This is a genomic window from Veillonella sp. 20925_1_51 (assembly GCF_041431445.1).
Lineage (GTDB): Bacteria > Bacillota > Negativicutes > Veillonellales > Veillonellaceae > Veillonella > Veillonella nakazawae.
The window spans coordinates 103,062-129,889 of record NZ_JAPVXT010000005.1; the positions used below are offsets into that span (position 1 = coordinate 103,062).

Here is a 26,828-nt window from a genome sequence, read left to right on the forward strand (position 1 = left end):
AGGAGCTAGTACATTATGTACTAGCTCTTTTTATGTTCTTGGTTATTTCTATTGTAATGCCTTAGGTACGCTGAGTTTTTTCCAGTTGTCTAGTTCAGGGATTTCTAAGGTATTAATCGTTTTTTGAATCCAGTAGTTTAATGATACTTCGTTACCTAAATGTTGTTCAAATAAATAGGTATTACCTGGCGTATCTAGAGGTTTTCCATCTTTGTCGATGGAGTGACGCACGGATTCTTTCAAATAGAGTTGCACTCTAAATGGATTTGCGTGATTACCTCTGAAAATGAAATAAGATGGGCCGATAAAGTCATGGGTACGGACATTAATTTGTTCGTACTTTTTATCTTTTAAGCCTTGTAATGCGGTTTGTATCATTGCGTTAGCATCGTCGTACTCCTCAAGTAGGAATGCTTGTTGATCTACATCGAGTACATAATGCCAAGTTGGTTTTTCCTCGTTCGTTTCGATGGACCAGTTATCTCCTAATGCAGGTAATTGGTGCGTATCGTAGAGGTCTTTTAATAGCTGAATGGTATTCTCTTTTTTGAATAGTGCTCGATAGATCATCTCTTGACCTTCTGTAGGGTCATAACCATGTATTCTGACTTGGTACGTATCACGTAGCATACGCTTTACATCTAGCTTAAAAATGTTGCGTAGCTTGTCTGGAACGGATAGGAAATGATTGTAAAAGCTAAGTTTCATTTCGTCTTGTGATGCTAAGGCGTGCTCGATGGTTTGCCAATCATATAAGGTAGTGTCCCATAAGAAGTCATCCATGTTTACAGATAAACGTGCTGCATTTTGAGGCCATTCAGTGTGACCAGGCCGTACTGTTGAAGTAGACTCTGTGAAGCCCTCTTTATAGTGCCAATGGCCGTCTATTTCTTCGAAGGCTGCCAAGCGCTCTTCTGCTTCATCATCGATAGGGATATCCTTCAGCTCTTCATCAAGATTTGCCTTGTGAGATAGTATATATTGATGAGAGTCTTCGTAATAGGCTACAGCGGCATCTAAATCAGGTTTGCCTGTGACATAGCCTTTTTCATAGGCATACCCTAAGGCAACTCGCGTTAAAGCTCGTGTAATATCATAGAAGAGAACACGATCTTCCTCTTCTAATGCGCGCTTTTCCTCATCGAGTACACGTGTTAATGATTGTACACCGAAACGTATATTTTTCGTTACCCCTAAGCCATGGATTCGCATGTAACCGATGTATGGCAAGGAGAACATAAAGCGTTCTTTAGTGGCTGCCATGTGTGTTAAGTCTGCAATGAGACCCCAGTCGAGAGGAAGGTGGCCTATGTGGAAAATATAACCGAAGGCCGCTTGCAATGCAGCATAGCCGGCGTCACTAAAATGCTTAGTAGCTGCGCGACGGTAGAGGCCGATTGCTTTTACAGGATTATACGGAATTAGGCGGCGTAGCTCTTTTGTATCATAAAAGTGATAGTAATAATCCGCTAATTCAGCGGTGCTTTCAGCTTGGCCCAAGGAGGCACCTTTCGTGAACCATGTGAAAGCATCCTCAAATTTTCCATGTTCATGACAGTCTAGGCCAGTGTAGAGCATCATAGTTGGATTGCCTAGCTCAGCAGCAGTTAAAGCTACACGGCGTGCATTATCAAAATCGCCTTCGTCGATATAGATGTTACGTAAATTGCCTTGGAACATGGCAAGTCCATTGTTGAGGGCCTTGTTAAACCATTCTTTGGCCAATTTAGTAGCATTTTCCTGTAATATTTCGTCTGAAACAGTGCCTTGTAAGGCTCCAATACGTTCTTGTATAGAACCTTTTTGTAAGCTTTGTTGAATCCGTTTTGCCCAGCTTAGGCGGGGTGGTGTAATCATATCCCGAGCTAAGCTGATGCGATCATCATCGCGCCAGAAAAAGACATTACCTATAATGTATTGGCAAAAGGCATCGCCTTGTTCAGCGTAGTCGTAAACGATACGAAATGCATCATTAAAGGATATTAACATATCCTTTTCAACCGTAGGTGTAATGGTTCCATTGATACGCAATGCTTGTAAGGTGCCGATAGGACTACAGCGGCGAATGCTATCGTGCAAGCATTGATAGGTGCGCATGTTGTTTTCAGGGAAATTAGATTCCTCCCACGTAAAGCGTGGACCTGCGTAGATACGAGCCAATAAAGCATATGCATCAGCTATCTCTCGAGACTCTGGATCGTTTGCTATTTTTAATGCGTCCTCTTTCGTATCGATTTCATTTTCTAGAGAGGTGGTCATATCGTTGCGCAAGGCTTGATGCTTTGTTTGCTCAGGGCTTTGCTGATTATTAACGATAAGCTCTAATTGGCGTAAGCCTTCTTGAGCCATCTCTTGATTATATGATGTGAAAATCATGTGGAAGACCTTTTCTAGGCGTTCCGTAAAGTACTGTGCCATAAGGCCTCCTTTAATTAGTTACATTTACTATAGAATACGTATTTATTATATAACGAACGCGAGGGACCGTAAAAGAGGGATTAGAATAAAAAATCCCCTCTGAAAAAACTTTGAAATCACAATACTGTGCGTCCTGTAGTCTTTCAGAGGGGTCATATTTATCCTAGTTTATAGAGATAGATATTATTTTTTGTTGTAATCGCCGAACCATTTGTCGTAGATTTTTTGGTAAGTGCCGTCTTCTTTAAGTTCTTTAAGAGCTTTGTTAACAGCTTCTTGTAAAGCTTTGTTGCCTTTTTTCACGCCAAGAACTGTACCTTCAGCTTTAGTAGGTTCGCCTACGAGTTTAAGGTCTTGATCAGCACCTTGTTTGAGGTAGTACATAGCCACTGCGTTATCGATGATAGCACCGTCGATTGTGCCAGCTTTCAATTCCATGAAGATATTAGCATTGGAATCGATTTGTTTTACTGTTGTATTAGGGATTTTTTGAGCCATTTCAACAGGGATTGTACCGATTTGAGCACCTACAGTATGACCTGCTAATTCATCCATGTTGTGGATTGTTGTGTTGTCTTTACGAACAACTGTGATGAAACCACCTTGGTCGAAGTATACATCGGAGAAGTCCAATGCTTTTTCACGTTCAGGTGTAGCGTTGATACCTGCTGCGATCATATCGATATCGCCAGATTGAACTGCTGGAATCAAAGCATCGAAGCCCATGGATTTGAATTCCATTTTTAAACCTAATTTTTTCGCAATTGCTTCGGACAAATCAACGTCGAAACCAACGTATTTGTCGCCTTCAGTGAATTCGAATGGTGGGAATGTAGTTTCAGAACCTACACGCAATACACCTTCTTGTTGTGTCATTTTTGGTTTGTCATTGCCACAACCAGCCAATAAACCCATTGCTGCTACCGCTACGAGGGCGATGGCTGTCAATTTTTTGAACTTAAACATAGAAACCTCCTCAAACATCCATATACATGGTTTATCAAATTCTGTTTATATTGTACGGAATTTTACAATAATAGGCAATAACATTGTATAATTAAGAGTAAATGAGTTTTATATTTATCATTATATTTAAAATTTTTATTTAAGATGGCTCTCTCTTAGGCCATATTTTATAGTAATATAACATTTTCCATTTTAGGTTGTAGAGCATCTTCATTCTTTACAATCATTGACGTATATATGGAGGCACTATGTCCCTTATCAATACATTTTCTGATCTTTGTAAAAGCTTGGCAACTGATGCTTTTGCCATCAATTATACATTAGCTAAGAACCCCGAATTGTCGAGTCATGAATTTGAATCCGTCAAAACGATCGGCGCTGTTCTTGAAAAACATGGCATGGATGTTACCTATGAATTCTGTAATTTGCCAACAGCGTTCAAGGCTTCTGCTGTGAAAGTAGATAACCCAAAAGGTCGTTTGGCTATCCTTTGTGAATATGATGCACTCCCTGAAGTAGGCCATGCATGTGGTCACTCTGCCAGTGGCTCTATGAGTGTTCTGGCAGCATTAACACTACATAAAATGCAACAAGACGGCGTTGCTTTCAATATGGACATTGATATTATCGGTACACCTGATGAAGAAGCCACAGGTTGCAAGGTGGATATGTGTAACGCAGGGGTATTTAAAGACTATGATTTTGCTATCATGGTTCACCTTGATGGGGAAGAAACACGACCAAATTCACAATTCTTGGCGCTCGACTGTTTCCGCGCTCGCTATCACGGTAAACCAGCTCATGCAGCCGGTGAGCCTTGGAATGGTATCAACGCGGTAAACGGTGTGCAACTCGCTATTCATGCGATGGATATGATGCGTCAACAAGTACGACCTGAAAGCCGTATTGGTACATGGATCATTGCCGGTGGCACTGCATCTAATGTCATTCCTGACTTTGGCGAATTAGAGGTGACCGTGCGTCATACTGAACGGGAATATTTGAATGGTCTATCTGAACAGATTAAGAACATCTTTGAAGGGGCCGCTCTCTGTACTAGCACTACTGTAGATGTAGAGTTCTATGGCAATCCTTATGATGATATGAACCAAAACCATAGAGGAACAGCTCTCATTGAAGACGTAATGTCTGATATGGGCATTGATTTCAAGCCAGGCCCAGCAGATATCGGGGGCAGCTCAGACATTGGTAATGTTAGCTATCAATGTGCTGCATTCCACCCTAAATTGCGACTCGCTGGGGAAGACAAGGTGTGTCACTCTAAAGAATTCGCTGCGGCTATGCTAGAATCTACCATTGAACAAACAATTGTGGACGGTGCTAATATCATAGGCCGTACCTTGTTACGATTGGTAGAAAATCCAGCTGTATTAGAAGAAATCGTTGCTGAATTTAATGCATCTAAATAAAGCGTTTTCTATATCTATCAGGATGGCTGTAATAGTGTAGGTAGAATTCGTGGCCTTTTTCAGAGTTATTAATTATGGATGATAATGAGATGTTTCCATTTATGAAGCTCTGAATCTTGGTGAAATAGGCACCTAACTCACGTTCGTGATAATAGAGTGCCCAGACCACGTTATTTCCAGCGATGATTGGAATGTACTTAAACTCAAGGAATTCAAATAAACCAGCGATAGTGATATCATTTGGTACGGTAAACTCTTCGCGATGATGATTCATATCATCGCCTGCACAAACTGCATCTCGATCTATTATGATGCGCATATAATTTCACTTCCTATCTATGCCTTACATACTATCTGTGTATCCTTTTAACAGATATATTTGTAACTATTACTGTACTACTGATTGAAAATAATATCTATCTATTTATATACCGTATTAAAGGAGGCTTTATGTCCTCAACTGAAACATTACAAATTAAAAATTATATAGGGCTTACCGGTGATAAACCCATCCGATTCATTGCATCCGATGTAGATGGCACCTTGGTTAATGATGCGAAAGCAATTCCTGATGAGGCTATTGAGGCGATTCGTGCTGCTCGTGAAAGTGGGATTCGTGTAGCCATCGCTTCTGGTCGTGCTTGGAATGAGATGAACGATGTCATCGAGAAGTTGCCATGCTTACGCTACTTCATGTGTACTAATGGTGCTTATGTAATGGATAAGGAAGAAAAACGTTCGCTATTCCATGTAACATTTGATAAAAAGCAAGCCTTATATTTATTGCGTAAACTTTTAACCTATGGCGTCTATGTGGAGGCCTATGTAAAAGATAAAATCTATGGCATGTATCCACCATCTCGTTGTATTACGCCGGAACGTTTATGTGCCTGTGCAGATGAACGTAATGAGGGCGATGGCAGTAATACAAAGAGTTCTCATAGCGTAATGAATAATCATATTTCTGCTGATACAGAAGGTCATCTGCCTGGTGAAACCCATGATCACTATGCTTTGGCTGAAGGTGATGCAGCAGCGAATACAAAGATGTCTGAGTGTGAAGTCGAACAGTCTAATTTCTTCTTTAGACCTAATATTCGTCCATTTATCTTGGCAACACGTACGATGGTGCCTGATTTACTGGCTCATATGGAAGCCTTAGACGAAGGCCCTGAAAAGATGCAAATCTTCTACGGTGATGAGCCTATGCGCCAACACATCTTACAAGACTTACGCGATGAATACCAAGGTATGTCTCATGACGGTACAGGCCGTGAACGTTTTTATGATGTACTACTCTCTAGTGAAGGTAACTTAGAATTCGTATTACCACATACCACAAAGGGGACAGCTGTTGAGGCTTTAGCCAGTCATTGGGGCTTTAGTCCAGACGAAGTAATGACACTGGGTGATAGTGAAAACGATCTATCCATGCTACGCTTTGCCGGTGCTAGCGTTGCTATGGGTAATGGTAAACCGAATATTAAAGAAGCAGCGCGCTACGTGGCTACAGATAACAACCACCAAGGCGTAGCAAAGGCTATCTATTCAGCTATTGCGTATAATAATGAATTACTTAAGAAATCGTAATCATATCTCAAATTAAAGATACTACCAGTTAAAAATAAATACTTTTAACTGGTAGTATCTGAAAAACTATATATATTCCTTTGTCGTTTTATATCAAAATAGCAGGAGGTGATGTAAATGGGGAATCTAAAATTTCATATTGATGATACTTGTGTTAAGTGTGGTGCATGTGCCGTGGATTGTCCTGTTCAGTGCATCACCAAAGGGGAGACTCGATTTAATATTGGGAAAGGCTGTATCGGCTGTGGCGATTGTTATTCCATCTGTCCGGTTGGGGCCGTCAAAATGTCTAAACGCGAGGATCATAAAGAGTAGGATTTAACATAAAGAGCTGGCCAGAGTAGGATATAGTTGGTAGTTGTTGGAATAGCTTAGGTTCATTTCGGGGAAATACATTAAAATCCGAACATTAAAATCTTTTCTATAAATTTCATACGGAATATATGGAGTCCATATACTTCGTATGGTATAATGAAATGTAATGAAAATTAGCGTTTGCTTCGAAAAAACGCACCCCCAGTACAGAAATGTATGGGCATTAAAAAATGGTGAATATACTTTCACAAATAGATGCATATGGAGGAAGGCATGGAAAACAAGGAATTTGTTATTGTTGTTGACTTTGGTGGTCAATATAATCAATTGATCGCGCGCCGTGTTCGTGAAAATCACGTATACTGCGAAGTATATCCATACAACAAAGCGCTGGACAAAATTAAAGAATTAAAACCGCAAGGTATCATCTTCACAGGTGGCCCTAACAGCGTGTATGAAGAAAACTCTCCAAAAATCGAAAAAGAGATTTTTGAACTTGGTATTCCTATCCTTGGCATGTGCTATGGTATGCAATTTATGGCGCATACATTGGGTGGTGAAGTTAAATCTGCGGATAACCGTGAATTTGGTAAAACACCTACTAAAGTGGACACTACATCCCCATTGTTCAAAGGCTTGGACGAAGACCAAGTTGTTTGGATGTCCCACGTTGACTATGTAGCAAAAGTACCTGAAGGTTTCGAAATCGTTGCTCATACAAAAGACTGCCCTGTTGCATCCATGCAAAACAAAGAGCGTAAATTATACGCTATGCAATACCATGCAGAAGTATTGCATACTGAACATGGTAAAGAAATGCTTCACAACTTCTTGTATGAAGTGTGCGGCTTCACAGGCACATGGACAATGGCAAACTATGCAAAAACTGCTATTGATGAAATCCGTAACACTGTAGGCGATGGTAAAGTATTATTAGCATTGTCTGGCGGTGTAGATAGCTCCGTTGCGGCAGCTCTTATTTCTAAAGCTGTTGGCGACCAATTGACTTGTATCTTTGTTGACCATGGTTTAATGCGTAAAAACGAAGGCGACGAAGTTGAAGCAGCTTTCAAAGATTCCGGCATGCATTTCATCCGCGTCGATGCGGAAAAACGTTTCTTAGATAAATTGGCTGGTCTTGAAGATCCAGAAGCTAAACGTAAAGCTATCGGCGAAGAATTCATCCGCGTATTCGAAGACGAAGGCCGTAAAATCGGCTCCGTTGACTTCTTGGCACAAGGTACAATCTACCCTGACGTTATTGAGTCCGGTACTGGCGAAGCAGAAGTTATTAAATCTCACCACAATGTAGGCGGCTTGCCTGCAGTTGTAGACTTCAAAGGTCTTATCGAACCATTGCGCAACCTCTTCAAAGACGAAGTACGTGAACTTGGTTCTGAATTAGGTTTGGCTGATTACCTCGTATGGCGTCAACCATTCCCAGGGCCTGGTCTTGCTATCCGCGTAATGGGCGAAATCACTAAAGAAAAACTCGACATCTTGCGTGATGCGGACTATATCTTCCGTGACGAGATTGCAAAAGCTGGACTTGATCGCAGCATCAACCAATACTTTGCAGTATTAACATCTACACGTACTGTAGGCGTTATGGGCGACTTCCGTACATACGATTACACATTGGCATTGCGTGGCGTAACAACAACAGACTTCATGACTGCTGACTGGGCACGCATCCCTTACGACGTATTGGACACAATCTCCCGTCGTATCGTAAACGAAGTACAACACATCAACCGTATCGTGTACGATATTACATCTAAACCACCTGCAACAATTGAGTGGGAATAATAAATACATTTGGCGATATAGAGCCTCCCATCAGTTTGGTGGGAGGCTTTTATGGAAATTGGAATTTTATTTTAATTATTGTAATTTGTTAGCATTAAATATTTATTTTTATAAGAACAAGCTTGATAAATTTTAGAAAAGGAGGTAGGCTAAAAGTAGCGTATGGTTAGAGTTTTTGCTTGTGGTTCGCAAGCGTTGAGTCTAATGTGAGAATTGCTTTCAGCTCTCGATGATTCTTTAGTAAGTTCATATAAATATGATGAATTTGAGATAAAGAGTAACCATACGCTTTTTATTATGAGTAATTATGATGAAGCTCGTAAGGAAGTAGCTAAGCTGATAAATATTGAGCTTAGAGCGATTACTTATGTGCTATATAAAATAGGAATTGAAGAATCATATAAATCATTTGAAATTCCAAAGAAAGCTGGAGGAACTCGAGTAATTGATTCTCCGAATAAGCAGCTAAAAAGAATTCAAAGACAATTAGGTAAAAAAATATATGATATTCATAAAAACTATATAGATCAAAAAAGAATAGCTTCGAATATATCTCATGGGTTTGAAACGGGCAAAGGTATAATAACTAATGCTCGAATACATAAAAATAAAAAATATCTATTAAATATAGATATTGCTAATTTTTTTTCATCAATTAATTTTGGTAGAGTACAAGGTTATTTTAATAAAAGTCAAGAGTTTATGTTTTCGAAAGAAGTTTCTACCATAATTTCTCAGTTAGTTTGTTATGCGAAGAAACTACCTCAAGGTGCACCAACATCTCCAATAATTTCTAATTTAATTTTTAATATTGTGGATTTACGTATTTTATCATTGGCAAAAAAATATAGGCTATCGTATACTCGATATGCTGATGATATGAGCTTTTCTACTAATAATAGAGCCTTCAAAACAGATCATATTGAATTCATAAAAGAATTGAAGGTTCTTCTTAAAAATAGTGGATTTGATATTAATGAAAGTAAAACTAGATTAGAGTATTACTCCTCGCGACAAGAAGTAACTGGCTTAACTGTAAATAAGAAGATAAATGCTCATCGTAAATTTATAAAACAGACTAGAGCTATGGTTGATCAACTCCTTAAAACAGATAGTTTTAAAATAGATGGGGTTATTGGTACTCAAGAGCAATTAGAGGGCCGCCTAGCTTTTATAAATCAACTAGATTGGTATAATAATGACCTAGAATCTGAAAGTAAAAAGAACAAAGGCAATAAGAAATATATATCGGGTTTAAATGCTCGAGAAAAACAATATCAGTATTTTTTGTTCTATAAGTATTTTTTTAAACCGAGTAAACCTACTATTGTAACTGAAGGTAAAACTGATATCATCCATATAAAGGCTGCTTTAATGAAGTATAGTGATAGATATCCAAATCTTATTACTAAAAATGATTCAGGTAAATATGTATTTAATTTATATTTTTTGAATAAAACTAAACGATTAAAGTATTTTTTGGGCATTGTACAAAATGGTGCTGATACAATGAAGAATATTTGGAATTTTTATAATGGAAGTAATAACTGTGATAATTTATTAAAATACATAAATAATAAAAGAGAATATGGAATGATAACAGATGTTAATCCTGTCATTCTTTTATTTGATAATGAGCAAAAAACAGATAAACCATTAAAGAAGTTTCTAAAACATATAGGAGCTGAATTAAATACAAATCAAATTTTGATGCATTTGAATGCTAATTTATATCTGCAAACAATACCTTTAATTAATAAGTTCCGTGAGTGTGAAATAGAAGATTTATATACTGAAGAGGTTTTGAATATATCTATTCATGGAAAAAGATTTGAAAAAATGGTAAAAGATAGTGCTGAAGATACCTTTTCAAAAGATATATTTTCAAAATATATTATAGAAAATTATCAAGAAATTGATTTTAGTAACTTTCTGCCTCTATTGGATTCAATAAATCGAGTTAGTAAAACTGATTGAGCTCATAATATAGTATTAACTGTATAGTGAAATATAAGAAACCATGGGATGATGCTACTTGTAATCATCCCATTTTTGATAAGTAATTATGTATATACTATAATGAAAGGACTTATTAGTTAATACATTTGTTTATAACTTGTAGAGGATGTAATGTATTTTAAGCTTGATTCTATATTTAAAGACGTTTATTTTACACTGTTTCATGAACTTATACTTTACAGGCAAGATGGTATATGTAATTGATGAGGTCTAATATGAGCAGTTTAGATTTTACGATTAGTTGCACTGTTACTTTCTTTAGTAAGAAAAGGACAAACCCACCAAATTTAATTAATGGAAAGTATAGTCCTCATATTGTTGTAAAAGGCACTGAGGAGCATATTAAAATCAACTTTATTGATGGTGAAGATGTTATCTTTGATCAGCCAATACGAGCCAATGCGCTGCCAGTAAATGAGGATGTAGATTATTCTAGTTTACAAGTTGGTATGGAGTTCTTTATCATGGAAGATAGTGTAATTGTTGGAGCGGGGCTTGTAAAAGAAATCTTTCAACATGGACCACATAAAAAGAAATAATTGTAAGGCATTATATTCATTGGAGTTTTTATGATTAACATAGTTGATGGCAAACCGTATTTAGATCAAGTAAAAGAGTTAATTCAAGAGTATACTCAGTGGCTCGGTCGTGATTTGTCCTTTCAGAATTTAGATAAAGAATTGGCTGATATTGCTGAGAAATATACGGCTCCGAATGGTGAGTTATTAGTAGCTATCGATGGTAATAACGTGGTGCTTGGCATGGTGGCGTATTATCAGCATAGTGAGAGCCGTTGTGAAATGAAACGTCTCTATGTACGTCCTGAGGGGCGCGGTCATGCTCTAGGTGATCGTCTTATTGAAAGTATCATGGACCATGCTAAGGTCTCTGGTTATAAAGAAATGGTGCTAGATACAATTGCACCATTGCAAGCAGCGATCCATTTGTATAAGAAGCATGGCTTTGTTGAATGCGAGCCGTATTATCATAACCCTATGGATGATGTGATCTATATGAGCAAAGAACTTGTTTAATAGAGATTATCTATTTGATAGAGCATATATCTCAGGATTTGTTGGAGGTGCTGTTATGGCGATTACCTATACTGAAGAAAGAAATTTTACGCCCCAGCAGGTAGCAGATTTATTTCTATCTGTTCGTTGGGTGATAGGCAAGTATCCTGACCGATTGCATAAGGCTCTAAAGAATTCTTCTCGCGTGATTTCTGCGTGGGATGGTGACCGTTTAGTCGGTCTAATCCGCATTATGGATGATAGCGAGCTAGTGTGCTTTATCAATTATGTGCTAGTGCATCCTGATTATCAGGGACATGGTATTGCAGGCCACTTACTTGAAATGGTGAAAGACGCTTACAAGTCGTACTTGTACATTAATGTTATGATTGGTGATAGCACTAATGCACCGTTCTATGAGAAGCATGGGTTTAAGATAAAAGAGAACTCATTGCCGATGCAGTATCGAAATGTACCTAAATATACGAAAAGATGATCGTCGGATAATCTGTATAGCAAGTAAGTGGTCACATTGTTAATAAAAGGCTGCACGTACATAGCGTTACGTGTAGCCTTTGTTATGTAAACAGTATATACTAAAACGGATATGTAGATGCGATGGAGAAGAATATGGATATATTAATACGAAAAGCGACACCCGAGGATTTAGATTTAGTTACGCATATAGAAGCAACTTGTTTTCCTCCGGCAGAGGCGGCATCTCGTGAGGCGTTTAAGGAAAGATTAGACCATTATGCAGGTCAGTTTTTAATTGCCTTTGACGGGGATACGCCAATCGGTTTTATCGATGGTTTTGTATCTGATGATGAAATATTAACAGATGAAATGTTCGCCGATGCTTCCTTGCATAATCCTAACGGAGCATGGCAGATGATATTTGGACTAAATACATTGCCAGCGTATCGGAATCGTGGCATAGGTGGTAAGTTAATTGAAGCTTTTATCGACCTTGCGAGAGAGGAAAAGCGTAAGGGTGTTATTCTAACCTGTAAGGAAGAAAAGATTCATTATTATGCCAAGTTTGGCTTTGTGAATGAAGGTGAATCTGTATCTGATCACGGCGGTGCTAAATGGTATCAGATGCGTGTTGTGTTCTAGCCCTATAATTACATACAAAAGAAGAAGCTGAAATCTTGCAGAGTAGCATTGATTTCAGCTTCTTTTTTGTTGGGAAAATATGTATTTTTGAAGGAGTCTAATTAATATTCATTAAATAAAATTAATTAAATGATTTCCTTTACCTGCGCTACACCTTTATCGGTAAGCATATAGTAGCCGTTTGTTACATATAGCAAGCCTTGTTTCTTAAGGTGTGATGCGGCTTGGTGTGTATAGTCTGGCTTCCAGTTCAAGTGTTCGTGAATGGTGCCGATGCCGTTTTCAATGGCCGCTATAGGTGTATTCATATGGGTATAGATGTGACAGAGCATCATTGTTTCTCGATAGTGACGACGTAAGTGGCGTTGGCGACGATAGGTTGCTATATAGCCCGTCTTTGGCGTGCCAATAACAGCGATTAATAGGGCGAGACCTATGGTTGTGGCGATAGCACCTGCAATGGATACGTCTAGGGTGAAAGCAACTTCTGTACCGATGACAGCGCAGATAATGCCGATGATAATACTGCTAATGAGCATGGCTTTCACAGAGTCAGTCCATAAATAAGCGATGACCGCAGGTCCGATCATGAGTCCGATAACGAGGATGGCCCCTACCGCTTGGAAGGAAGCCACCACGGTAAGGGACACCATGGTCATGAGCACGTAATGGATGAGTGCTGGCATAAAGCCGAAGAGCCCTGCTAATAGTGGATCAAAGGTGGATAGCTGTAATTCTTTGTAGAAGAGCATAACCAATACGAGGTTGATAAGCGCCACCCCTAGAGAAATCCATAGCGATACGGGACCTAAGTCAGTGCCGTTTACAATCCATCTATCAAAGGGTGCAAAGGCGATTTCTCCTAGAAGTGCCGTATCTACGTCGAGGTGTGCGTTACCACTGTAGAGACTGACGAGGATGATGGCAATAGAGAAGAGGAGGGGGAAGATGATACCGATAGAGGCGTCCTCGTTGACGAGGCCCGTGTTATGGATCATTTCTGTAAGCCATACAGTGCCTACGCCGACTAGTGTTGCTCCTACTAGAAGCAAGGGCGAGTTTAAGTCTTCCGTCACAAAGAAGGCGAGCACGATGCCGAGGAATACGGTGTGTGTAATAGCGTCGGCCATCATGGACATGCGGCGTAGCACTAGGAATACACCAGGAATGGCGCATGCGATGGATACCGCGATGGCGATGAGTAAAATCTCTGTATGTACTGTCATGGGGCACCTCCTATGCGAGGCTGTCCACCCTCGGCTCTATATATCCTTTGTTGTAAATCAGCAGGACTTATCTTTGCAGTTTCCGATAGTAAAGCTCGTTTTGATTGTCTATTTTTACGAAGCTGCCAGAGCATACCTCTGTTTGGCGCAAAGATAAGGCTCAACAGTACGATAACCGATAGAATGACGATGATGGCAGGGCCTGTTGGTAGTTTTTGTACTGATGTACTCCAGATAGTGCCGCCGATGGCGGATATCATGCCGAAGAATCCTGCTAGTATACACATGGTACCTAGCTTGTTCGTCCACTGACGGGCCCCTACGGCCGGTGCAATGAGTAGGGAACTGATCAAGATAGCACCTACTGATTGAATGCCGATGATGATGGTCATGATCAATAGTGAACGATATAAAATGAGGGTAAAGGTGACGGGAATTTGCAAAGTTTTAGCGTATTCTACGTCAAAGGAAATGAGCTTTAGTTCTTTCCAAAATAAGGCTGTTAAAACGATAATGATGAGCGCTGCCGCCGATGTAATGTACACATCGCGGGCTAATATGGTGGCGGCCTGTCCAAATATAAATTTTGAAAGCCCCGCCTGACCTGCATTGTTTAGACTTTGAAGGTAGGTGAGTAGGACCATACCAAGACCAAAGAATGCAGATAGTATAGTAGCCAGAGCACCATCGAATTTGATTTTACTGTTTTCGACGGTAATGGTAATGAGCCAAGCTGCAGTAATCGAGGAGAGGGCGGCACCTATAATCAGTACCTCGATATCTTTAATGCCGGTCAGCAAGAACGCGATGACTACACCGGGCAGTGCCGCGTGGGAGAGGCCGTCACCGATGAGGCTTTCCTTGCGCAGTACTGCAAAGGTGCCTGCAATACCACTGGCAAGGCCTAAGAGAGCTGTGCCGAGCAATACCATCTGCGTCGTGTAGGATTGGAGTATGGTCATACAATCCTCCCCTTGCCGTAGGTGCGCTCGATGGCTTCTTCAGTAAAGGTCTCTGTGACAGGACCATAGGCAACAGTTTGCTTGTTGACCATCGTTACCCAGTCGAAATACTGAGGCACCGTATTTAAATCGTGGTGTACGACAATCACCGTTTTACCGCGCGCTTTCATTTCTTGTAAAAGGGAGATAATGGCGTGCTCCGTCGTTTTATCTACGCCCTTGAAAGGCTCGTCCATGAGGTAAATGTCAGCTTCTTGTACGAGGGCTCTCGCGAGGAATACACGCTGTTGTTGTCCCCCTGAAAGTTGACGAATTTGTCTGTTTACATAGTCGCTCATGCCCATTTTTTCAATCATGGAGAGGGCCAGCTCCTTATCCTTTTTACTTGGTCGTTTGAACCAACCTAGATGACCATAGCGGCCCATAAGTACAACGTCTAATACGGTAGTAGGAAAGTCCCAGTCTACGCTACCGCTTTGAGGAACATAGGCGATTTTCTTGTAATCCTTTTTGTCCATTGCAAGGTGGTGGTCGATATAAAACTTAACACTACCTGAGATAACTGTTAATAGGCCTAACATGGCCTTTAATAATGTAGATTTGCCGGCTCCATTAGGGCCGACGATGGCCGCTAAGGAACCGATGGGTACCTTCATATCTACGTCCCATAATACGGGTTTTGTCGTATAGGCTACGGTCATATCTTCAACTTCAACGGCCCATTCCATGGAGACCTCCTTTTATCAATAGTGCTACTATCGCTGTATTGTTAGTAGTACTTATACTTACATAGGACGTACCCTGTATGTCGTCCTTGTTTTGAAACGTTATTTGTTATTTAAGTGCTTTAGCGATGGTATCGATATTGGCTTTTACCATGCCAATATATGTGCCGCCTTCAGTGCCTTCAGAACCGAGGGAGTCGGAGTATAATTCACCACCGATAGCAACGTTCCAGCCTTTAGACTTAGCTGCTTCTTGAACGGCTTCAATTGTTTTGTGTGGTACAGAAGATTCTACGAAGATCGCTTTAATTTTGTGATCTACGATAAATTGAACAAGTTCATTCACATCTTGTGTGCCTGCTTCTGTAGCAGTACTTACACCTTGCAAACCTTTTACTTCAAAGCCATAAGCGCGAGCAAAGTATTGGAAGGCATCGTGTGCTGTTACGAGGACGCGAGATTCTTTAGGAATTGATTCTGCTTGTGCTTTGATGTATGCATCTGTTTCATCTAATTTAGTGAGGTACGCATCATAGCGTTTTTTGAAATCCTCTTTGTGAGCTGGATCTGCTTTTGCAAGACCTTCGTAAACCGCTTTGGCAGCAAGTTTCCAGTTAGCTACATCGAACCAAATATGAGGGTCTTTGGTTTTCACGCCATCTTCTTCGTCAAAGTCGAGTAGAGTAGCTGGATCAATGGCGTCAGATACGCGGATAGTAGCTTTATTTTGTTTTGTTAAATTGTCGAAAATGGAACCCATTTTACCTTCTAAGTGAATGCCGTTGTACACCACAACATCTGCCTTAGACATAGTTGTTACATCGCCAGCGCTCGCTTGATAGAGGTGAGGGTCTACGCCAGGGCCCATAAGTCCTTGGACGGATACATGGTCACCGCCAATTTCTTTTACTAAATCCGTTAACATTGTTGTTGTGGCAACGACGTTTAATTTCTTTTGACTGTCCTGTGCTGCATCCTTACCACAACCTGCAAGAGCTAATAACATAAGTGCTAATGATACGACGACTAATACGATTCGATTGAATTTCATGACAAACCTCCTTTTGGGGAAAATCAATTTAAAAACTTTAATACTCTAGTTTGAGGATATATTTCTCCTAATAATAAAACATTGAAGAAGGAGAATACTTCCCTAAATTTAAACAGAAAAATAGCCGCTACTAACGTAGCGGCTATTGGCAGTTATACGGTTTTCTGCTAAGGTCATGATCGTTTAGTGGATGAGAGATTGTAGATGGTTTGGCCCAATGATGGCAACAATACCAAGTACCATCATGACCTTCATTTGAATACGCTTTCTACGTCTCATGATGAACCTCCTTTGTGTAATTTTTTTTGTCATATCAACCTGATATGTAAGTCCGAACAGTTATCTTGAACCCAATATATCATAAATGAGAAAATTTATCAATAAGGAAATGTTCTTTAAATATTCATCTTTATTTAGTATGATATTATTCATAGACTTAAAATAAATAAGGAGGCATATTATGAATAAATTATTCCGATTCACTGCGGCGGCTTTACTTGTTGCATCCTTTGGCGTATTAGGTAACTATACAGCTGATGCGGCTAAGTTCTTAGAATCTCCGCGCGAAGTGGAAATTGTAAAACCTGAGTTGCCTGAGGTTCCTCAAACAGCTACAGTAGCGCCTAATATGCGTGTACGATTCTTGATTGATAAAAAAGGGAATGTAAAAAACGTATTCGTAGAACGTTCCTCTGGGTATGCACCAGTTGATGAAGCTGTGAAAAAAGCCATTCTACAATGGAAATTTACACCTGCTATCGGAGTAGACCAAAAGGCTCATGAATCTATTATTGGGATGACAATTACTCTACCTAAACAAGCTGTAACAGCTAAATAAGGAGAATGTGATGAATAAAGTGTTGCGTTGTACTGTATTAAGCGCATTGTTTGCAACTAGTATGGTAGCCTCTGTGTTGGCGGCTCCATTTCAATTGCCTGTAGCAATATCTACACCATCTATAGATCAAATTAATATTGCTGGTTATGGCGATTCCATTCATAGTGCAGATGTGCGTTTTACAATTAATGAAGATGGCTCTGTAGGGGATATAGAGGTCGTAAAATCTAGTGGAGTTAGTGCTCTTGATGAGGCTCTTGTTGATAAAATCTCCACATGGCGATTTAATCCGGCTACAGATTCTAATGGTAATCCTGTGGCATCTTCTAAAACTGAATATATAGATTTTAGAAATTAATAGAAGGCACTCATACATTGTATGGGTGCCTTTTTCTCAAATATATTTAAATGTGTATCCATAGCAACTGAAAATTACTTTCAAAATGGGTATAATAAAAGTATATTTAATATAGTAATAATATATTGTATATACTAATAGTCTTTGACCCGTGGAGGTATAAGCATATGAATCCATTACAGCAAAAGCTAGACATTAATAACGAACGGTACAGAATTATTGTATCTATTAAAGAGGATTATTTAGACGGCAAATTATCCTTAGAAGAGGGTAACCGTATTCTAAAAGAGAAGTTAGGTACTTGCACGCCTGATGAGTTTGCCTATGCAGAGCAAAGTTTGAAAGGTGTATATAAGGATGAAGAAATCCTAGATAAGATGGATGATCTATTGAACTTATTTGACGGTGTGTTGGTGCGTGCCGAAAATGAGTACCCTGAAAATCATCCGTTGTGGGTGTACTTAGAAGAAATTAATGCTGTTGAAAAGGTAGCTCTTGAAGCGGATGAATTGTTAAAGCACGATACGTTTATTAAAAATCCTTGGCTTGGGGTATTCGATTCCTTAGCACAATGGCGTATTCATCTATCTCGTAAACAAAATCAATTATATCCAATGCTTGAAGATCATGGATTTGATCGTCCTACCCGTATTATGTGGACCTTTGACGATGGTGTGCGTGATGCTATCTCTGCGTCTTATGCATTACTCCGTGAAGATAAATATGAAGAGTTTCTAACATCTGTACCAGATACATTGGCAAAACTTCGTGATTTAAACTCTAAAGAGTTAGAGGTTTTATTACCAACATCCTTTAAATTACTAAGCGATGAAGAATTTGTGCGCATGAGCAAAAATGATCATGAAATTGGTTATGCTATCATCAATCCACCAGGTTTGTATGTAGTGCCAGGCATCAATGATTCTGCAGCGCAACTAAATGCCAATAACTCCGGTCAAAATGGTGCAGTATCTAACGAATTCTTAAACGATTTAGCAGGCCTATTGTCTAAATATGTTGGTCCTGTAGGTGGAGCACAAGTTGGTAAGGATGCTGTCCTCGATGTAGCTACTGGCAAATTAACATTAGAACAAATCAATCTACTGTTCCGACATCTACCTGTAGATTTATCCTATGTAGATGAAAACGAACTTGTTAAGTTCTATAGCGATACGCCACATCGCATTTTCCCTCGCAGTGCTAATGTTATTGGCCGTGAGGTGAAGAATTGTCATCCCGCAAAATCTGTTCACGTAGTAGAAGAAATCGTTGAGAAGTTCCGTTCTGGTGAGCAAAGCCAAGCTGAATTCTGGATTAATAAACCAGGATTGTTTATCTATGTAATCTATACAGCAGTACGTGATGAATATGGTAAATTCCGCGGTGTCTTAGAAATGATGCAAGATTGCACTCATATACGTGAGCTTGAAGGATCTCGTACATTGTTGACATGGGATAAGACGGATTTTGTAGGAAATACAGATAATAATGGTAATGATAAATCCTTAGCTCAAGAGGCGGCAGAAGAGGTCGATGAAGAACCACTTACTACCGATGCAGATGGGAGATTCCATATCGATGCGAAGACTACGCTATCTAACTTGATTAAGCAAAGTCCTGAAGTGGTAGATTATTTAATTTCTTTGAATCCTAAATTTGAGAAATTGAAAACACCGATGGTAAAGGTTATGGCTAAGGTGGCTACCATCAAGATGATTGCAGAGCGCGGTGATTTTGATGTAGATGAATTAGTCGATAAAATTGATGGCTTTATTAATAAAGCTAAAAAATAAATATGTTGCACTAATTCAAAATAAACATACAATAATTTCCTATAATTCATCTATTTTATGTATACAAATTTGTCTGAAAAGGGTACAATAAAACATAATGAAAGTATTTGCGGATGCAGTATTTTCTTATCTTAAACTACTTTTACAAGAGAAATTACGTATATATTAAAGGTGAGGATCTGGATACTATGTCGACAAGACGCGTTTGGAAGCAAAGTGAAATTAAAACAAACCCATTATTTTCTAAGATGCGCAGTACTATTGAAACTGCATTTTATGGAAACAATGTAACGCCTATTACATCTGTGGCACAAGCGTACCAATTTGCCACTGAAGAACCAGGTGTTATCGTCCTCGATATGCCTGTATATAAACCATGCGAGCAAGGTTTGCCAGCTGATGCAAAGGTACTAGTTACAAACGATGGTAAAACTACAGGTCGCTATGCAAAAGCTCGTCGCATTATTGGCGATGAAGGCATTGACGAAGTGGAACTTGCTAATATTGCACGTGATGCAGTCTATGATAGCCGCGGTAAAGAATGGATTTCTGCTGATACTATCGTAGGTCTTGATAAAAAGTTCACAGCTCGTGCGCATTTGATGATTCCGAAAGACCATGCATCTATTTTGTATTCTTGGATCATGAACTTCAAGTTCTTTGATGCAGCTGTAAAAGAATTCTACAATGATAGCGTAGAAATTCCAGAAGGCGACATTTATATCTATTCTGATCCTGACTATGTGGTACCAGGTCATCCAGGTGGGCTTGCTATTTTTGACCCAGCTCATAACTGCGCTATGATTCTTGGTATGCGCTACTTCGGTGAACATAAAAAAGGTACCCTTACATTGGCGTGGTCCTTGGCGAATCGTTTTGATTATGTAGCATGCCACGGTGGTATGAAACGTTACAATCTTGACAATGGTAAAAGCTATACAATCGGTGTATTTGGCTTGTCCGGTTCTGGTAAATCCACATTAACTCATGAAAAGCATGATGGTCGTTATGATATTTCTATCTTGCATGACGATGCGTATATCATCAATACTAATGACTTGAGTTCTATTGCTCTTGAACCTACATATTTCGACAAAATGCAAGACTACCCTGTGGAACATCCTGCTAATGAATTCTTGTTGACTCTACAAAATGTTGGCGTAACTATGGATGAGGATGGCCGTAAGGTTGTGTTGGCAGAAGATGTGCGTAATAATAATGGTCGCGCTATTAAATCTCAATTCTGGACAGATAATCGTGTAAACTACGTAGATCAACCAGTTAATGCCATTGTATGGCTTATGAAGGATAAAACGTTGCCACCAATCCTTAAAATTAATGACCCTGTTTTGGCATCTACAATGGGCGCAACACTGGCGACACGTCGTTCTACTGCTGAAAAGCTGGATGCTCACGTTGATCCAAATGCACTTGTTATCGAACCATATGCAAATCCATTCCGTACATATCCATTGGTTCGTGACTATGAAAGCTACAAAAAATTATTCTCTGAATGTGGCGTACAATGTTACATCATGAACACAGGCTTCTTCTTGGAAGACAAAATTCCTAAAGAGGTAACTCTTGATTTATTGGAACGTTTGGTAGAAGGCACATTGGACTTCAAACCATTTTATAAATATGAAAACCTCTCTTATGTTGAGGTTCCTGGTTTTGAACCACCATTCCAAGTGCGTGAATACCATCACCAATTACACAAAGCGTTTGAGTTCCGCTATGACTATGTAGAAAAACTTATTGGTCATAAAAACGAATTGCCCCGAGAAGTATTGGATGTATTAAAAACGCTAATGTAATATATTGAGTCAGTTGCATTTCTGTCTTGAGATTATTTAAAACTTTAAAGAACGAGCCCTCCTTGTGGAGGGCTCGTTCTTTTGTGGTAATATATACTTATGATAAATCAATAATGTTTTGTTATAAGGTGTTTTTATGGATATAAAGGATATTAAATATATAAGTACCATCGTTGAGATGGCATCATTTTCAAAGGCGTCTAAAAAACTATATATCTCTCAACCTGCATTGAGTCAAAGTATTCGTCGCATTGAGGCTGAGTTAGGGGTGCCTTTATTTGCTCGAGATCGGACAAAGGTTGTACCCACCGCTGCAGCCTTACAAATTGCTAAAGAGGGTATGCCTTTAGTAGGAAAGGTAGAGGCTTTAACGCAGTCTATCATTAATCAAGGGTCTGATGCAGCTTATCATGTGCGGATTGGATTGTCTCAATTTTATGGCCATCATATGTTGGGGAAAACATTGAAGAGCTTTCAACAAATTGAACCGTCTTGGGAATTCCATGTAGTAGAAGGGGAGTCCCATTTTTTGGAGCAACAAATTTGTGATGGATTGGTTGATGTAGGTCTATTTCCAACACCAATTTACTCGCAAGCTCTTGAAAGTTATCCTGTGTTAGATGAGCAAATTTTATTAGCTGTTAGTGTAGAGAATAAAAAAGCTATAGCTATTGCTGACTCGCTTATGACACCGAATGGAATACATGAGATAGCACCATTTGGGTCTTTCCCTTTTATTCTCATAAGAGAAGGCCTTAAGTTGCGAACCTTGGTAAATCGTCTATGTCAGGCTGAATCCTTTGTGCCTAAAGCGGTTATTGGTTCTGAGAATCTTGATACTTGTAGATCCTTGGTAGAAGATGATTATGGTATTACATTCTTACCAAGCACATTAAATAGTAAGGGCGATGATGATAAAGTTAAATTCTATCCTTTAGCATCAAAACTATGTTTCCGTCAATTAGTTCTTGTAGCGAGATCAGATAGAGCAAAGCGATTCCATTTGCCTGAAGTGGCTCAAGTTATGCAACAATTCTTATAAATTATACAGATGGAATGTTAGAGTATTAAGTACTGTTTGCAAATAATAATTCATATAAAACAATATATAAATATAGTATTCTATAGATAAAAGAGGTTAATTCCCTGAGTTCACAGGAATTAATCTCTTTTGTTTTATGAAAGAAATCTGAAAGTATCGAATTTGATAAATGTAGTTATTATAATAATTTATAAGCATAAATGAGTCAAAAATTTCTCAAAATTTAATTGACAAATGTCCTTTCAGAAAATATACTTAAATAAGGTTAAAACATATTTAGGAGATAGGATTTAAAACCCACAAGTGTGGTGGATTTAAAAAATAAAATAAAAGTAGAATATGTTTTCTTATTATTGTTAGTTGGCCTACGTAGGCCCTTAGGAGGTTTATTATGAATAAAGATGTGGAAAACAAAAACACCCATGACCACAGCCATGGCGAACATCATCACCATCATGATCATGACCATCATCATGACCATGATCACTGCCATTGTGGCGGTCACCATCACGATCACGACCATGATCACCATCATGACCATGACCATAGTCATGGCAAAGCGTTGCCTACGGATAAATGGGTGCCACACACTCATGAACCAGGGGTACCTCATGAACATGGCGTAAACGACTACATGAAAGCCGTTGCAGAATATCGTAAAACTTGGCCTACAAAACAAGATGTTATCGAACAAACACCAGATCCAGCTGTACGCGAAATGATTCTTCGCATGGAGCAAATTGGTTGCGATACAGTATTTGACCGTTTCGATAAACAACAACCACAATGTACTTTCGGTATTGCTGGCGTATGTTGCCGTATCTGCTTCATGGGTCCATGTAAAATTACACCTAAGAGCCCTCGCGGTGTCTGCGGTGCTGATGCTGACCTTATCGTAGCTCGTAATATGACACGTGCTGCTGCAGGTGGCTTGACTCAACATGGTGCACATGCTCGTGAAATCTTGATTTCTTTGAAAGCTGCCGCTAATGACCAATTGGATATTCCAATTATGGGTGAAGAAAAAATTCGTACTGTATGTAAAGCTTTCAACATCCCTGAAGAAGGCCGTTCCTTAAAAGAAGTGGCTAATGACTTGGCAGATGTATTGCTCGAAGATTTGAGCCGTGCATTGCCTGGCGAATATAAAACAATTACAGCGTTAGCTCCAGCTGAACGTCGTGAAGTATGGAAAAACTTGGATATCTTGCCTATTTCTGCGTATAATGAAGCATTTGATGCATATCATCGTACATGCGTAGGTACAGATGGCGATTGGGAAAGCAATATGAAACAATTCTTGCGTTGTGGCCTTGCTTTCACATTCACTGGCGTAGTGGCAGCGGACATCGCAACAGATGCATTATTCGGTCTTGGTGGTCGTCGTACATCCAAAGTTAACATCGGTGCTTTGAAAAAAGGTTATGTTAACATCGCTGTTCATGGTCACTTGCCAACATTAGTATCCCAAATTTGTAAAATTGGTGCCTCTGAAGAGTACTTAGAAAAAGCGAAAGCTATCGGTGCTAAAGGTATCCAATTCTACGGTATCTGCTGCTCTGGTTTGTCCAGCATGTACCGCTACGAAAACGTTATTCCATTGTGTAATGCTATCGGTGCGGAACTTGTACTTGGTACAGGCGCTCTTGATTGCTGGGTAGCTGACGTTCAAGACGTTTACCCTGCTATCATGGACGTAGCACGTTGCTTCAACACAAAAGTTATTACTACATCTGATGCAGCTCGTTTACCAGGTGCAGAACACATCGGTTACGATCACCATCACACTAACTTGTCTGAAACAAAAGCATTGGCTCGCAAAATCTTGGATCGCGCTCTTGAAGCTCATGAATTGCGTAAAGGTATGCCTGTATTCATTCCGCCATACGAAATCACTGCTGAAGTTGGTTTCTCTCCAGAATCCACTGTTAAACATTATGGTTCCTTCAAACCATTGGCAGAGGCTTTAAAATCTGGTAAAGTTCGTGGTATCGTAAACGTAGTAGGTTGTTCCAACCCTCGCGTTATCTACGAAAAAGCAACTGTAGATATCGTTGATACACTTATCAAAAACGGCTGTATCATCTTAACAAATGGTTGTGCATCCTTCCCATTGATGAAACTTGGTTACTGTAATACAGATGCTATTAAGAAATGTAGCCCTGCATTGCAAGAGTTCTTGGGCGATGATCAACCACCAGTATGGCATGTTGGCGAATGTGTAGATAATGCTCGTTCTTCCGGTATCTTTGCTGGTATTGCAGGTGAATTAGGTCTTAACTTGCCACAAATGCCATTTGCAATGTCTAGCCCTGAATGGTCTAACGAAAAAGGTATCGATGCATCCCTTGGCTTCCGCTTGATGGGTATCAACTCTTACCACTGCGTTGAGCCACCTACACAAGGCTCTGATGCTGTTACAAAATGGCTTAAAGAAGACACTAAGGATATCTTAGGTTCTGTTATGTATGTAAATACTGATCCTGCTAAAGTAGCTGAAAAAATCTTAGCTGATATCGATGCTAAACGCGCTGCTTTAGGTTGGGCTGAAGTAAAATAGTTTATCTTTTGATAGATAATAATTTGTAGTTAAGTATAAAAACACCCTCTATAGATCTTATAGTTATTATGACTATTAGAATTAAGAGGGTGTTTTTTATTGTTTGTGGATATATTTTTTACTAGTCTTGTATTAGCCGTAGTATGATGTACTAATTGTTTTAGACCTATTAAAGTGTGATGGTTTCACCATCTTCAGGCACTGCTACATGGCTTTCAATGTTGTTGCCTTTGATAAATTTGCGCACATCCTCACGGCTTGTTGCTGTGTGATTAACTGTATCCATGTGAACCGCAATAATTTTTGCCTCTGGTTTGCGTACCACCATGCGGCCAATATCTTTTGTACCCATAATAATACTATCTTCAAAGCCTAAAACTTGAGCATATCCAGTGTTCATAATAATAACGTTAGGGTCGAAGCGAAGGAGGGCCTTCTCTACATCACTTGTCCAAACTGTATCGCCTACAAGGTACACAGTTGGTTCGTCTGCTGCTTCAAAAATAACACCCATCGCATCGCCTGCTAATGGTGCGAGAACTGGATTTGCATACATTTCTACCGTGCCGTGGGAGCCACCTGTTTTTCTTAATGTGATACCATTAAACTCCAGACTTTCAAAAATGATGCGTACATCATTAAAGCCTTGTGAAGTAATAAGTTCTTTGTCCGCTGTATTTTGTACAAAAATAGGAAGTGATTTTGGAATAGCATTAATTGCCGTTTCATCCCAATGGTCAAGATGTGTGTGTGTAACTACCACTGCAGTTACATTGCTTAATAGATTGTCCATTGATAGAGGTAAATCAACCATAGGCATTCTTTGTTGATAGTTAAATGTTCCTTCAAAACCAGGATAAGTATCTTTTGGTGCTAAAAATGGATCAATAAGGAATGTTGTATTTTTTATTGTTAATTTTCCTGTAGCATTTCGAATGTGAGTATATTGTGTCATAGTTATCTCCTTAATTAAATTATTGTCGATTTAATTGAATAGATTATTATTTGTAATCTCTAGAACTAGTGTACCTTGTTTTGTTATACTAGTCTCAACAATAATTAACACTATGTTTATTAATAGACACATTGTATAAAAGTGTCTATATTGGAGGTTATATGATAACTCGAAAAGAAATGACACGTATGTTGTTAAAAGAAGGCTTGCTTAGTTGTTTAGCAAACAATTCTTTTGAGTCTGTAACAGTAACATCGTTGTGTAAAGCTTCGGGTATAACTCGTTCTACTTTTTATTTACACTATAGTAATATCATGGAAATTGTTGATGATTTAGTGGATGATGCAATCGCTTATTCAAAGCCAGGAATGGTAGATAACAACAATTTACAAACTATAGCCAACACCTTATCAGCTGCTTCTAATTCTGTTTTGTTGAGAGAAGCATACGATTCTATTTTTGATAGATTGCCTTTATGTCAGCGTATTATACGACATAAAAAGTATTTACCTTTATTTTTAGATGAACAAATTTCAGAATATGTATTACAACGCATTATAGGACGTGAAAAAGATCGGCAAGGGCTCGTTATGGCAGAAGCACTTGGGGTTTCGTTTGATGTGGGGGTATCCGTTTTTGTATTTTTAGTACACGGTCTATATGCTGTTAATAAACAATATAAGTGGTCTCAGAGCGATGAGTGGTTAGAAGCTCAGAAAATTATTTTTGAACTCGTTTATCGTGGATTACAAAGTAAATAGAATTTATACACGCTTGTATTTTGAGATTTATTGAAGTTTTATATAACGAAAAAAGGACTCC

The 26,828-nt window shown here is 39.1% G+C and carries 24 protein-coding genes; 16 read left to right on the plus strand and 8 right to left on the minus strand.

The window, feature by feature from the left end; translation table 11 throughout:
• Positions 1–48: 48 nt before the first annotated feature.
• Positions 49–2,418, minus strand: a complete 2,370-nt coding sequence (locus O3607_RS06850; RefSeq protein ID WP_371443603.1) for a tetratricopeptide repeat protein — start codon at positions 2,416–2,418, stop codon at positions 49–51.
• A gap of 183 nt (positions 2,419–2,601) precedes the next feature.
• Positions 2,602–3,384, minus strand: a complete 783-nt coding sequence (locus O3607_RS06855; RefSeq protein ID WP_039969510.1) for a basic amino acid ABC transporter substrate-binding protein — start codon at positions 3,382–3,384, stop codon at positions 2,602–2,604.
• 248 nt (positions 3,385–3,632) lie between these two features.
• On the opposite strand from O3607_RS06855, the gene O3607_RS06860 reads away from it, so the two are divergent.
• Positions 3,633–4,814, plus strand: coding sequence for an amidohydrolase (locus O3607_RS06860; protein ID WP_371443604.1), 1,182 nt, complete (start codon positions 3,633–3,635; stop codon positions 4,812–4,814).
• On the opposite strand, the gene O3607_RS06865 is transcribed toward O3607_RS06860, so the two are convergent.
• On the minus strand, positions 4,807–5,133 hold the full coding sequence (locus O3607_RS06865) for a hypothetical protein (protein ID WP_005387587.1): 327 nt from the start codon (positions 5,131–5,133) through the stop codon (positions 4,807–4,809). The genes O3607_RS06860 and O3607_RS06865 overlap by 8 nt on opposite strands.
• 131 nt (positions 5,134–5,264) lie before the next feature.
• On the opposite strand from O3607_RS06865, the gene O3607_RS06870 reads away from it, so the two are divergent.
• The 8 genes from O3607_RS06870 to O3607_RS06905 all read left to right on the plus strand — a co-directional run bounded on the left by O3607_RS06870 (position 5,265) and on the right by O3607_RS06905 (position 12,679).
• Positions 5,265–6,404, plus strand: a complete 1,140-nt coding sequence (locus O3607_RS06870; RefSeq protein ID WP_371443605.1) for an HAD family hydrolase — start codon at positions 5,265–5,267, stop codon at positions 6,402–6,404.
• A gap of 117 nt (positions 6,405–6,521) precedes the next feature.
• Positions 6,522–6,719 carry a 4Fe-4S dicluster domain-containing protein gene (locus tag O3607_RS06875; RefSeq protein WP_227720587.1) on the plus strand — a complete coding sequence of 66 codons (198 nt, stop codon included), beginning with the start codon at positions 6,522–6,524 and terminating at the stop codon, positions 6,717–6,719.
• Positions 6,720–6,992: 273 nt separating this feature from the next.
• The gene (gene guaA, locus O3607_RS06880) at positions 6,993–8,528 is read left to right on the plus strand and encodes a glutamine-hydrolyzing GMP synthase (protein ID WP_371443606.1); all 1,536 of its coding nucleotides are present in this window, start codon (positions 6,993–6,995) and stop codon (positions 8,526–8,528) included.
• 297 nt (positions 8,529–8,825) lie between these two features.
• Positions 8,826–10,505, plus strand: coding sequence for a retron Ec67 family RNA-directed DNA polymerase/endonuclease (locus O3607_RS06885; protein WP_322350894.1), 1,680 nt, complete (start codon positions 8,826–8,828; stop codon positions 10,503–10,505).
• Positions 10,506–10,762: 257 nt separating this feature from the next.
• Positions 10,763–11,086: a hypothetical protein gene (locus O3607_RS06890; RefSeq protein ID WP_303881111.1), complete on the plus strand. Its 324-nt coding sequence runs from the start codon at positions 10,763–10,765 to the stop codon at positions 11,084–11,086.
• A 30-nt stretch (positions 11,087–11,116) separates the two neighbouring features.
• Positions 11,117–11,581 carry a GNAT family N-acetyltransferase gene (locus O3607_RS06895; RefSeq protein WP_303881113.1) on the plus strand — a complete coding sequence of 155 codons (465 nt, stop codon included), beginning with the start codon at positions 11,117–11,119 and terminating at the stop codon, positions 11,579–11,581.
• Positions 11,582–11,636: 55 nt separating this feature from the next.
• Complete coding sequence (locus tag O3607_RS06900; protein WP_303881116.1) at positions 11,637–12,056, plus strand: GNAT family N-acetyltransferase; 420 nt, start codon at positions 11,637–11,639, stop codon at positions 12,054–12,056.
• A 134-nt stretch (positions 12,057–12,190) separates the two neighbouring features.
• Positions 12,191–12,679: a GNAT family N-acetyltransferase gene (locus O3607_RS06905; protein WP_303881119.1), complete on the plus strand. Its 489-nt coding sequence runs from the start codon at positions 12,191–12,193 to the stop codon at positions 12,677–12,679.
• 125 nt (positions 12,680–12,804) lie between these two features.
• Here the strand turns inward: O3607_RS06905 and O3607_RS06910 are convergent, their stop codons facing one another.
• From O3607_RS06910 to O3607_RS06925, 4 genes are all read right to left on the minus strand, one after another.
• Positions 12,805–13,905 carry a metal ABC transporter permease gene (locus O3607_RS06910; RefSeq protein WP_371443607.1) on the minus strand — a complete coding sequence of 367 codons (1,101 nt, stop codon included), beginning with the start codon at positions 13,903–13,905 and terminating at the stop codon, positions 12,805–12,807.
• Positions 13,902–14,867 (minus strand): metal ABC transporter permease, encoded by a 966-nt coding sequence (locus O3607_RS06915; protein ID WP_129823586.1) that lies wholly within the window; start codon positions 14,865–14,867, stop codon positions 13,902–13,904. Before O3607_RS06915 ends, O3607_RS06910 begins: the two co-directional genes overlap by 4 nt.
• On the minus strand, positions 14,864–15,595 hold the full coding sequence (locus O3607_RS06920; RefSeq protein WP_129823587.1) for a metal ABC transporter ATP-binding protein: 732 nt from the start codon (positions 15,593–15,595) through the stop codon (positions 14,864–14,866). The genes O3607_RS06915 and O3607_RS06920 overlap by 4 nt, the downstream gene beginning before the upstream one ends.
• Before the next feature lie 106 nt (positions 15,596–15,701).
• Positions 15,702–16,643 carry a metal ABC transporter solute-binding protein, Zn/Mn family gene (locus O3607_RS06925; RefSeq protein ID WP_129823588.1) on the minus strand — a complete coding sequence of 314 codons (942 nt, stop codon included), beginning with the start codon at positions 16,641–16,643 and terminating at the stop codon, positions 15,702–15,704.
• A gap of 460 nt (positions 16,644–17,103) precedes the next feature.
• Here O3607_RS06925 and O3607_RS06930 point away from each other — a divergent pair, with 460 nt between their 5' ends.
• The 6 genes from O3607_RS06930 (at position 17,104) to cooS (ending at position 25,051) form a co-directional block, all read left to right on the plus strand.
• A complete protein-coding gene (locus O3607_RS06930; RefSeq protein WP_024064750.1) occupies positions 17,104–17,481 on the plus strand; it encodes an energy transducer TonB in 378 nt (125 codons plus the stop codon).
• Positions 17,482–17,491: 10 nt separating this feature from the next.
• On the plus strand, positions 17,492–17,839 hold the full coding sequence (locus tag O3607_RS06935; protein ID WP_295204101.1) for an energy transducer TonB: 348 nt from the start codon (positions 17,492–17,494) through the stop codon (positions 17,837–17,839).
• 167 nt (positions 17,840–18,006) lie between these two features.
• Positions 18,007–19,632: a PAS domain-containing protein gene (locus O3607_RS06940; RefSeq protein ID WP_371443608.1), complete on the plus strand. Its 1,626-nt coding sequence runs from the start codon at positions 18,007–18,009 to the stop codon at positions 19,630–19,632.
• A 188-nt stretch (positions 19,633–19,820) separates the two neighbouring features.
• Complete coding sequence (locus tag O3607_RS06945) at positions 19,821–21,449, plus strand: phosphoenolpyruvate carboxykinase (ATP) (protein ID WP_371443609.1); 1,629 nt, start codon at positions 19,821–19,823, stop codon at positions 21,447–21,449.
• Between the two features lie 136 nt (positions 21,450–21,585).
• Entirely contained in the window at positions 21,586–22,491 is a 906-nt protein-coding gene (locus tag O3607_RS06950; RefSeq protein WP_005387617.1) for a LysR family transcriptional regulator, read from the plus strand.
• A gap of 391 nt (positions 22,492–22,882) precedes the next feature.
• Positions 22,883–25,051, plus strand: a complete 2,169-nt coding sequence (gene cooS / locus O3607_RS06955) for an anaerobic carbon-monoxide dehydrogenase catalytic subunit (RefSeq protein ID WP_371443610.1) — start codon at positions 22,883–22,885, stop codon at positions 25,049–25,051.
• A 169-nt stretch (positions 25,052–25,220) separates the two neighbouring features.
• Here cooS and O3607_RS06960 read toward each other — a convergent pair whose 3' ends face one another.
• A complete protein-coding gene (locus O3607_RS06960; RefSeq protein ID WP_105094603.1) occupies positions 25,221–26,006 on the minus strand; it encodes an MBL fold metallo-hydrolase in 786 nt (261 codons plus the stop codon).
• A 161-nt stretch (positions 26,007–26,167) separates the two neighbouring features.
• Between O3607_RS06960 and O3607_RS06965 the strand changes: the two genes are divergently transcribed.
• Positions 26,168–26,767 carry a TetR/AcrR family transcriptional regulator gene (locus O3607_RS06965; protein WP_295822080.1) on the plus strand — a complete coding sequence of 200 codons (600 nt, stop codon included), beginning with the start codon at positions 26,168–26,170 and terminating at the stop codon, positions 26,765–26,767.
• Positions 26,768–26,828 lie beyond the last annotated feature (61 nt).

Bases quoted from the DNA above. Each gene is read 5' to 3' on its own strand.
- O3607_RS06850 (WP_371443603.1), bottom strand. From the start codon at position 2,418: ATGGCACAGTACTTTACGGAACGCCTAGAAAAGGTCTTCCACATGATT.
- O3607_RS06855 (WP_039969510.1), bottom strand. From the start codon at position 3,384: ATGTTTAAGTTCAAAAAATTGACAGCCATCGCCCTCGTAGCGGTAGCA.
- O3607_RS06860 (WP_371443604.1), top strand. From the start codon at position 3,633: ATGTCCCTTATCAATACATTTTCTGATCTTTGTAAAAGCTTGGCAACT.
- O3607_RS06865 (WP_005387587.1), bottom strand. From the start codon at position 5,133: ATGCGCATCATAATAGATCGAGATGCAGTTTGTGCAGGCGATGATATG.
- O3607_RS06870 (WP_371443605.1), top strand. From the start codon at position 5,265: ATGTCCTCAACTGAAACATTACAAATTAAAAATTATATAGGGCTTACC.
- O3607_RS06875 (WP_227720587.1), top strand. From the start codon at position 6,522: ATGGGGAATCTAAAATTTCATATTGATGATACTTGTGTTAAGTGTGGT.
- guaA (WP_371443606.1), top strand. From the start codon at position 6,993: ATGGAAAACAAGGAATTTGTTATTGTTGTTGACTTTGGTGGTCAATAT.
- O3607_RS06885 (WP_322350894.1), top strand. From the start codon at position 8,826: ATGAGTAATTATGATGAAGCTCGTAAGGAAGTAGCTAAGCTGATAAAT.
- O3607_RS06890 (WP_303881111.1), top strand. From the start codon at position 10,763: ATGAGCAGTTTAGATTTTACGATTAGTTGCACTGTTACTTTCTTTAGT.
- O3607_RS06895 (WP_303881113.1), top strand. From the start codon at position 11,117: ATGATTAACATAGTTGATGGCAAACCGTATTTAGATCAAGTAAAAGAG.
- O3607_RS06900 (WP_303881116.1), top strand. From the start codon at position 11,637: ATGGCGATTACCTATACTGAAGAAAGAAATTTTACGCCCCAGCAGGTA.
- O3607_RS06905 (WP_303881119.1), top strand. From the start codon at position 12,191: ATGGATATATTAATACGAAAAGCGACACCCGAGGATTTAGATTTAGTT.
- O3607_RS06910 (WP_371443607.1), bottom strand. From the start codon at position 13,905: ATGACAGTACATACAGAGATTTTACTCATCGCCATCGCGGTATCCATC.
- O3607_RS06915 (WP_129823586.1), bottom strand. From the start codon at position 14,867: ATGACCATACTCCAATCCTACACGACGCAGATGGTATTGCTCGGCACA.
- O3607_RS06920 (WP_129823587.1), bottom strand. From the start codon at position 15,595: ATGGAATGGGCCGTTGAAGTTGAAGATATGACCGTAGCCTATACGACA.
- O3607_RS06925 (WP_129823588.1), bottom strand. From the start codon at position 16,643: ATGAAATTCAATCGAATCGTATTAGTCGTCGTATCATTAGCACTTATG.
- O3607_RS06930 (WP_024064750.1), top strand. From the start codon at position 17,104: ATGAATAAATTATTCCGATTCACTGCGGCGGCTTTACTTGTTGCATCC.
- O3607_RS06935 (WP_295204101.1), top strand. From the start codon at position 17,492: ATGAATAAAGTGTTGCGTTGTACTGTATTAAGCGCATTGTTTGCAACT.
- O3607_RS06940 (WP_371443608.1), top strand. From the start codon at position 18,007: ATGAATCCATTACAGCAAAAGCTAGACATTAATAACGAACGGTACAGA.
- O3607_RS06945 (WP_371443609.1), top strand. From the start codon at position 19,821: ATGTCGACAAGACGCGTTTGGAAGCAAAGTGAAATTAAAACAAACCCA.
- O3607_RS06950 (WP_005387617.1), top strand. From the start codon at position 21,586: ATGGATATAAAGGATATTAAATATATAAGTACCATCGTTGAGATGGCA.
- cooS (WP_371443610.1), top strand. From the start codon at position 22,883: ATGAATAAAGATGTGGAAAACAAAAACACCCATGACCACAGCCATGGC.
- O3607_RS06960 (WP_105094603.1), bottom strand. From the start codon at position 26,006: ATGACACAATATACTCACATTCGAAATGCTACAGGAAAATTAACAATA.
- O3607_RS06965 (WP_295822080.1), top strand. From the start codon at position 26,168: ATGATAACTCGAAAAGAAATGACACGTATGTTGTTAAAAGAAGGCTTG.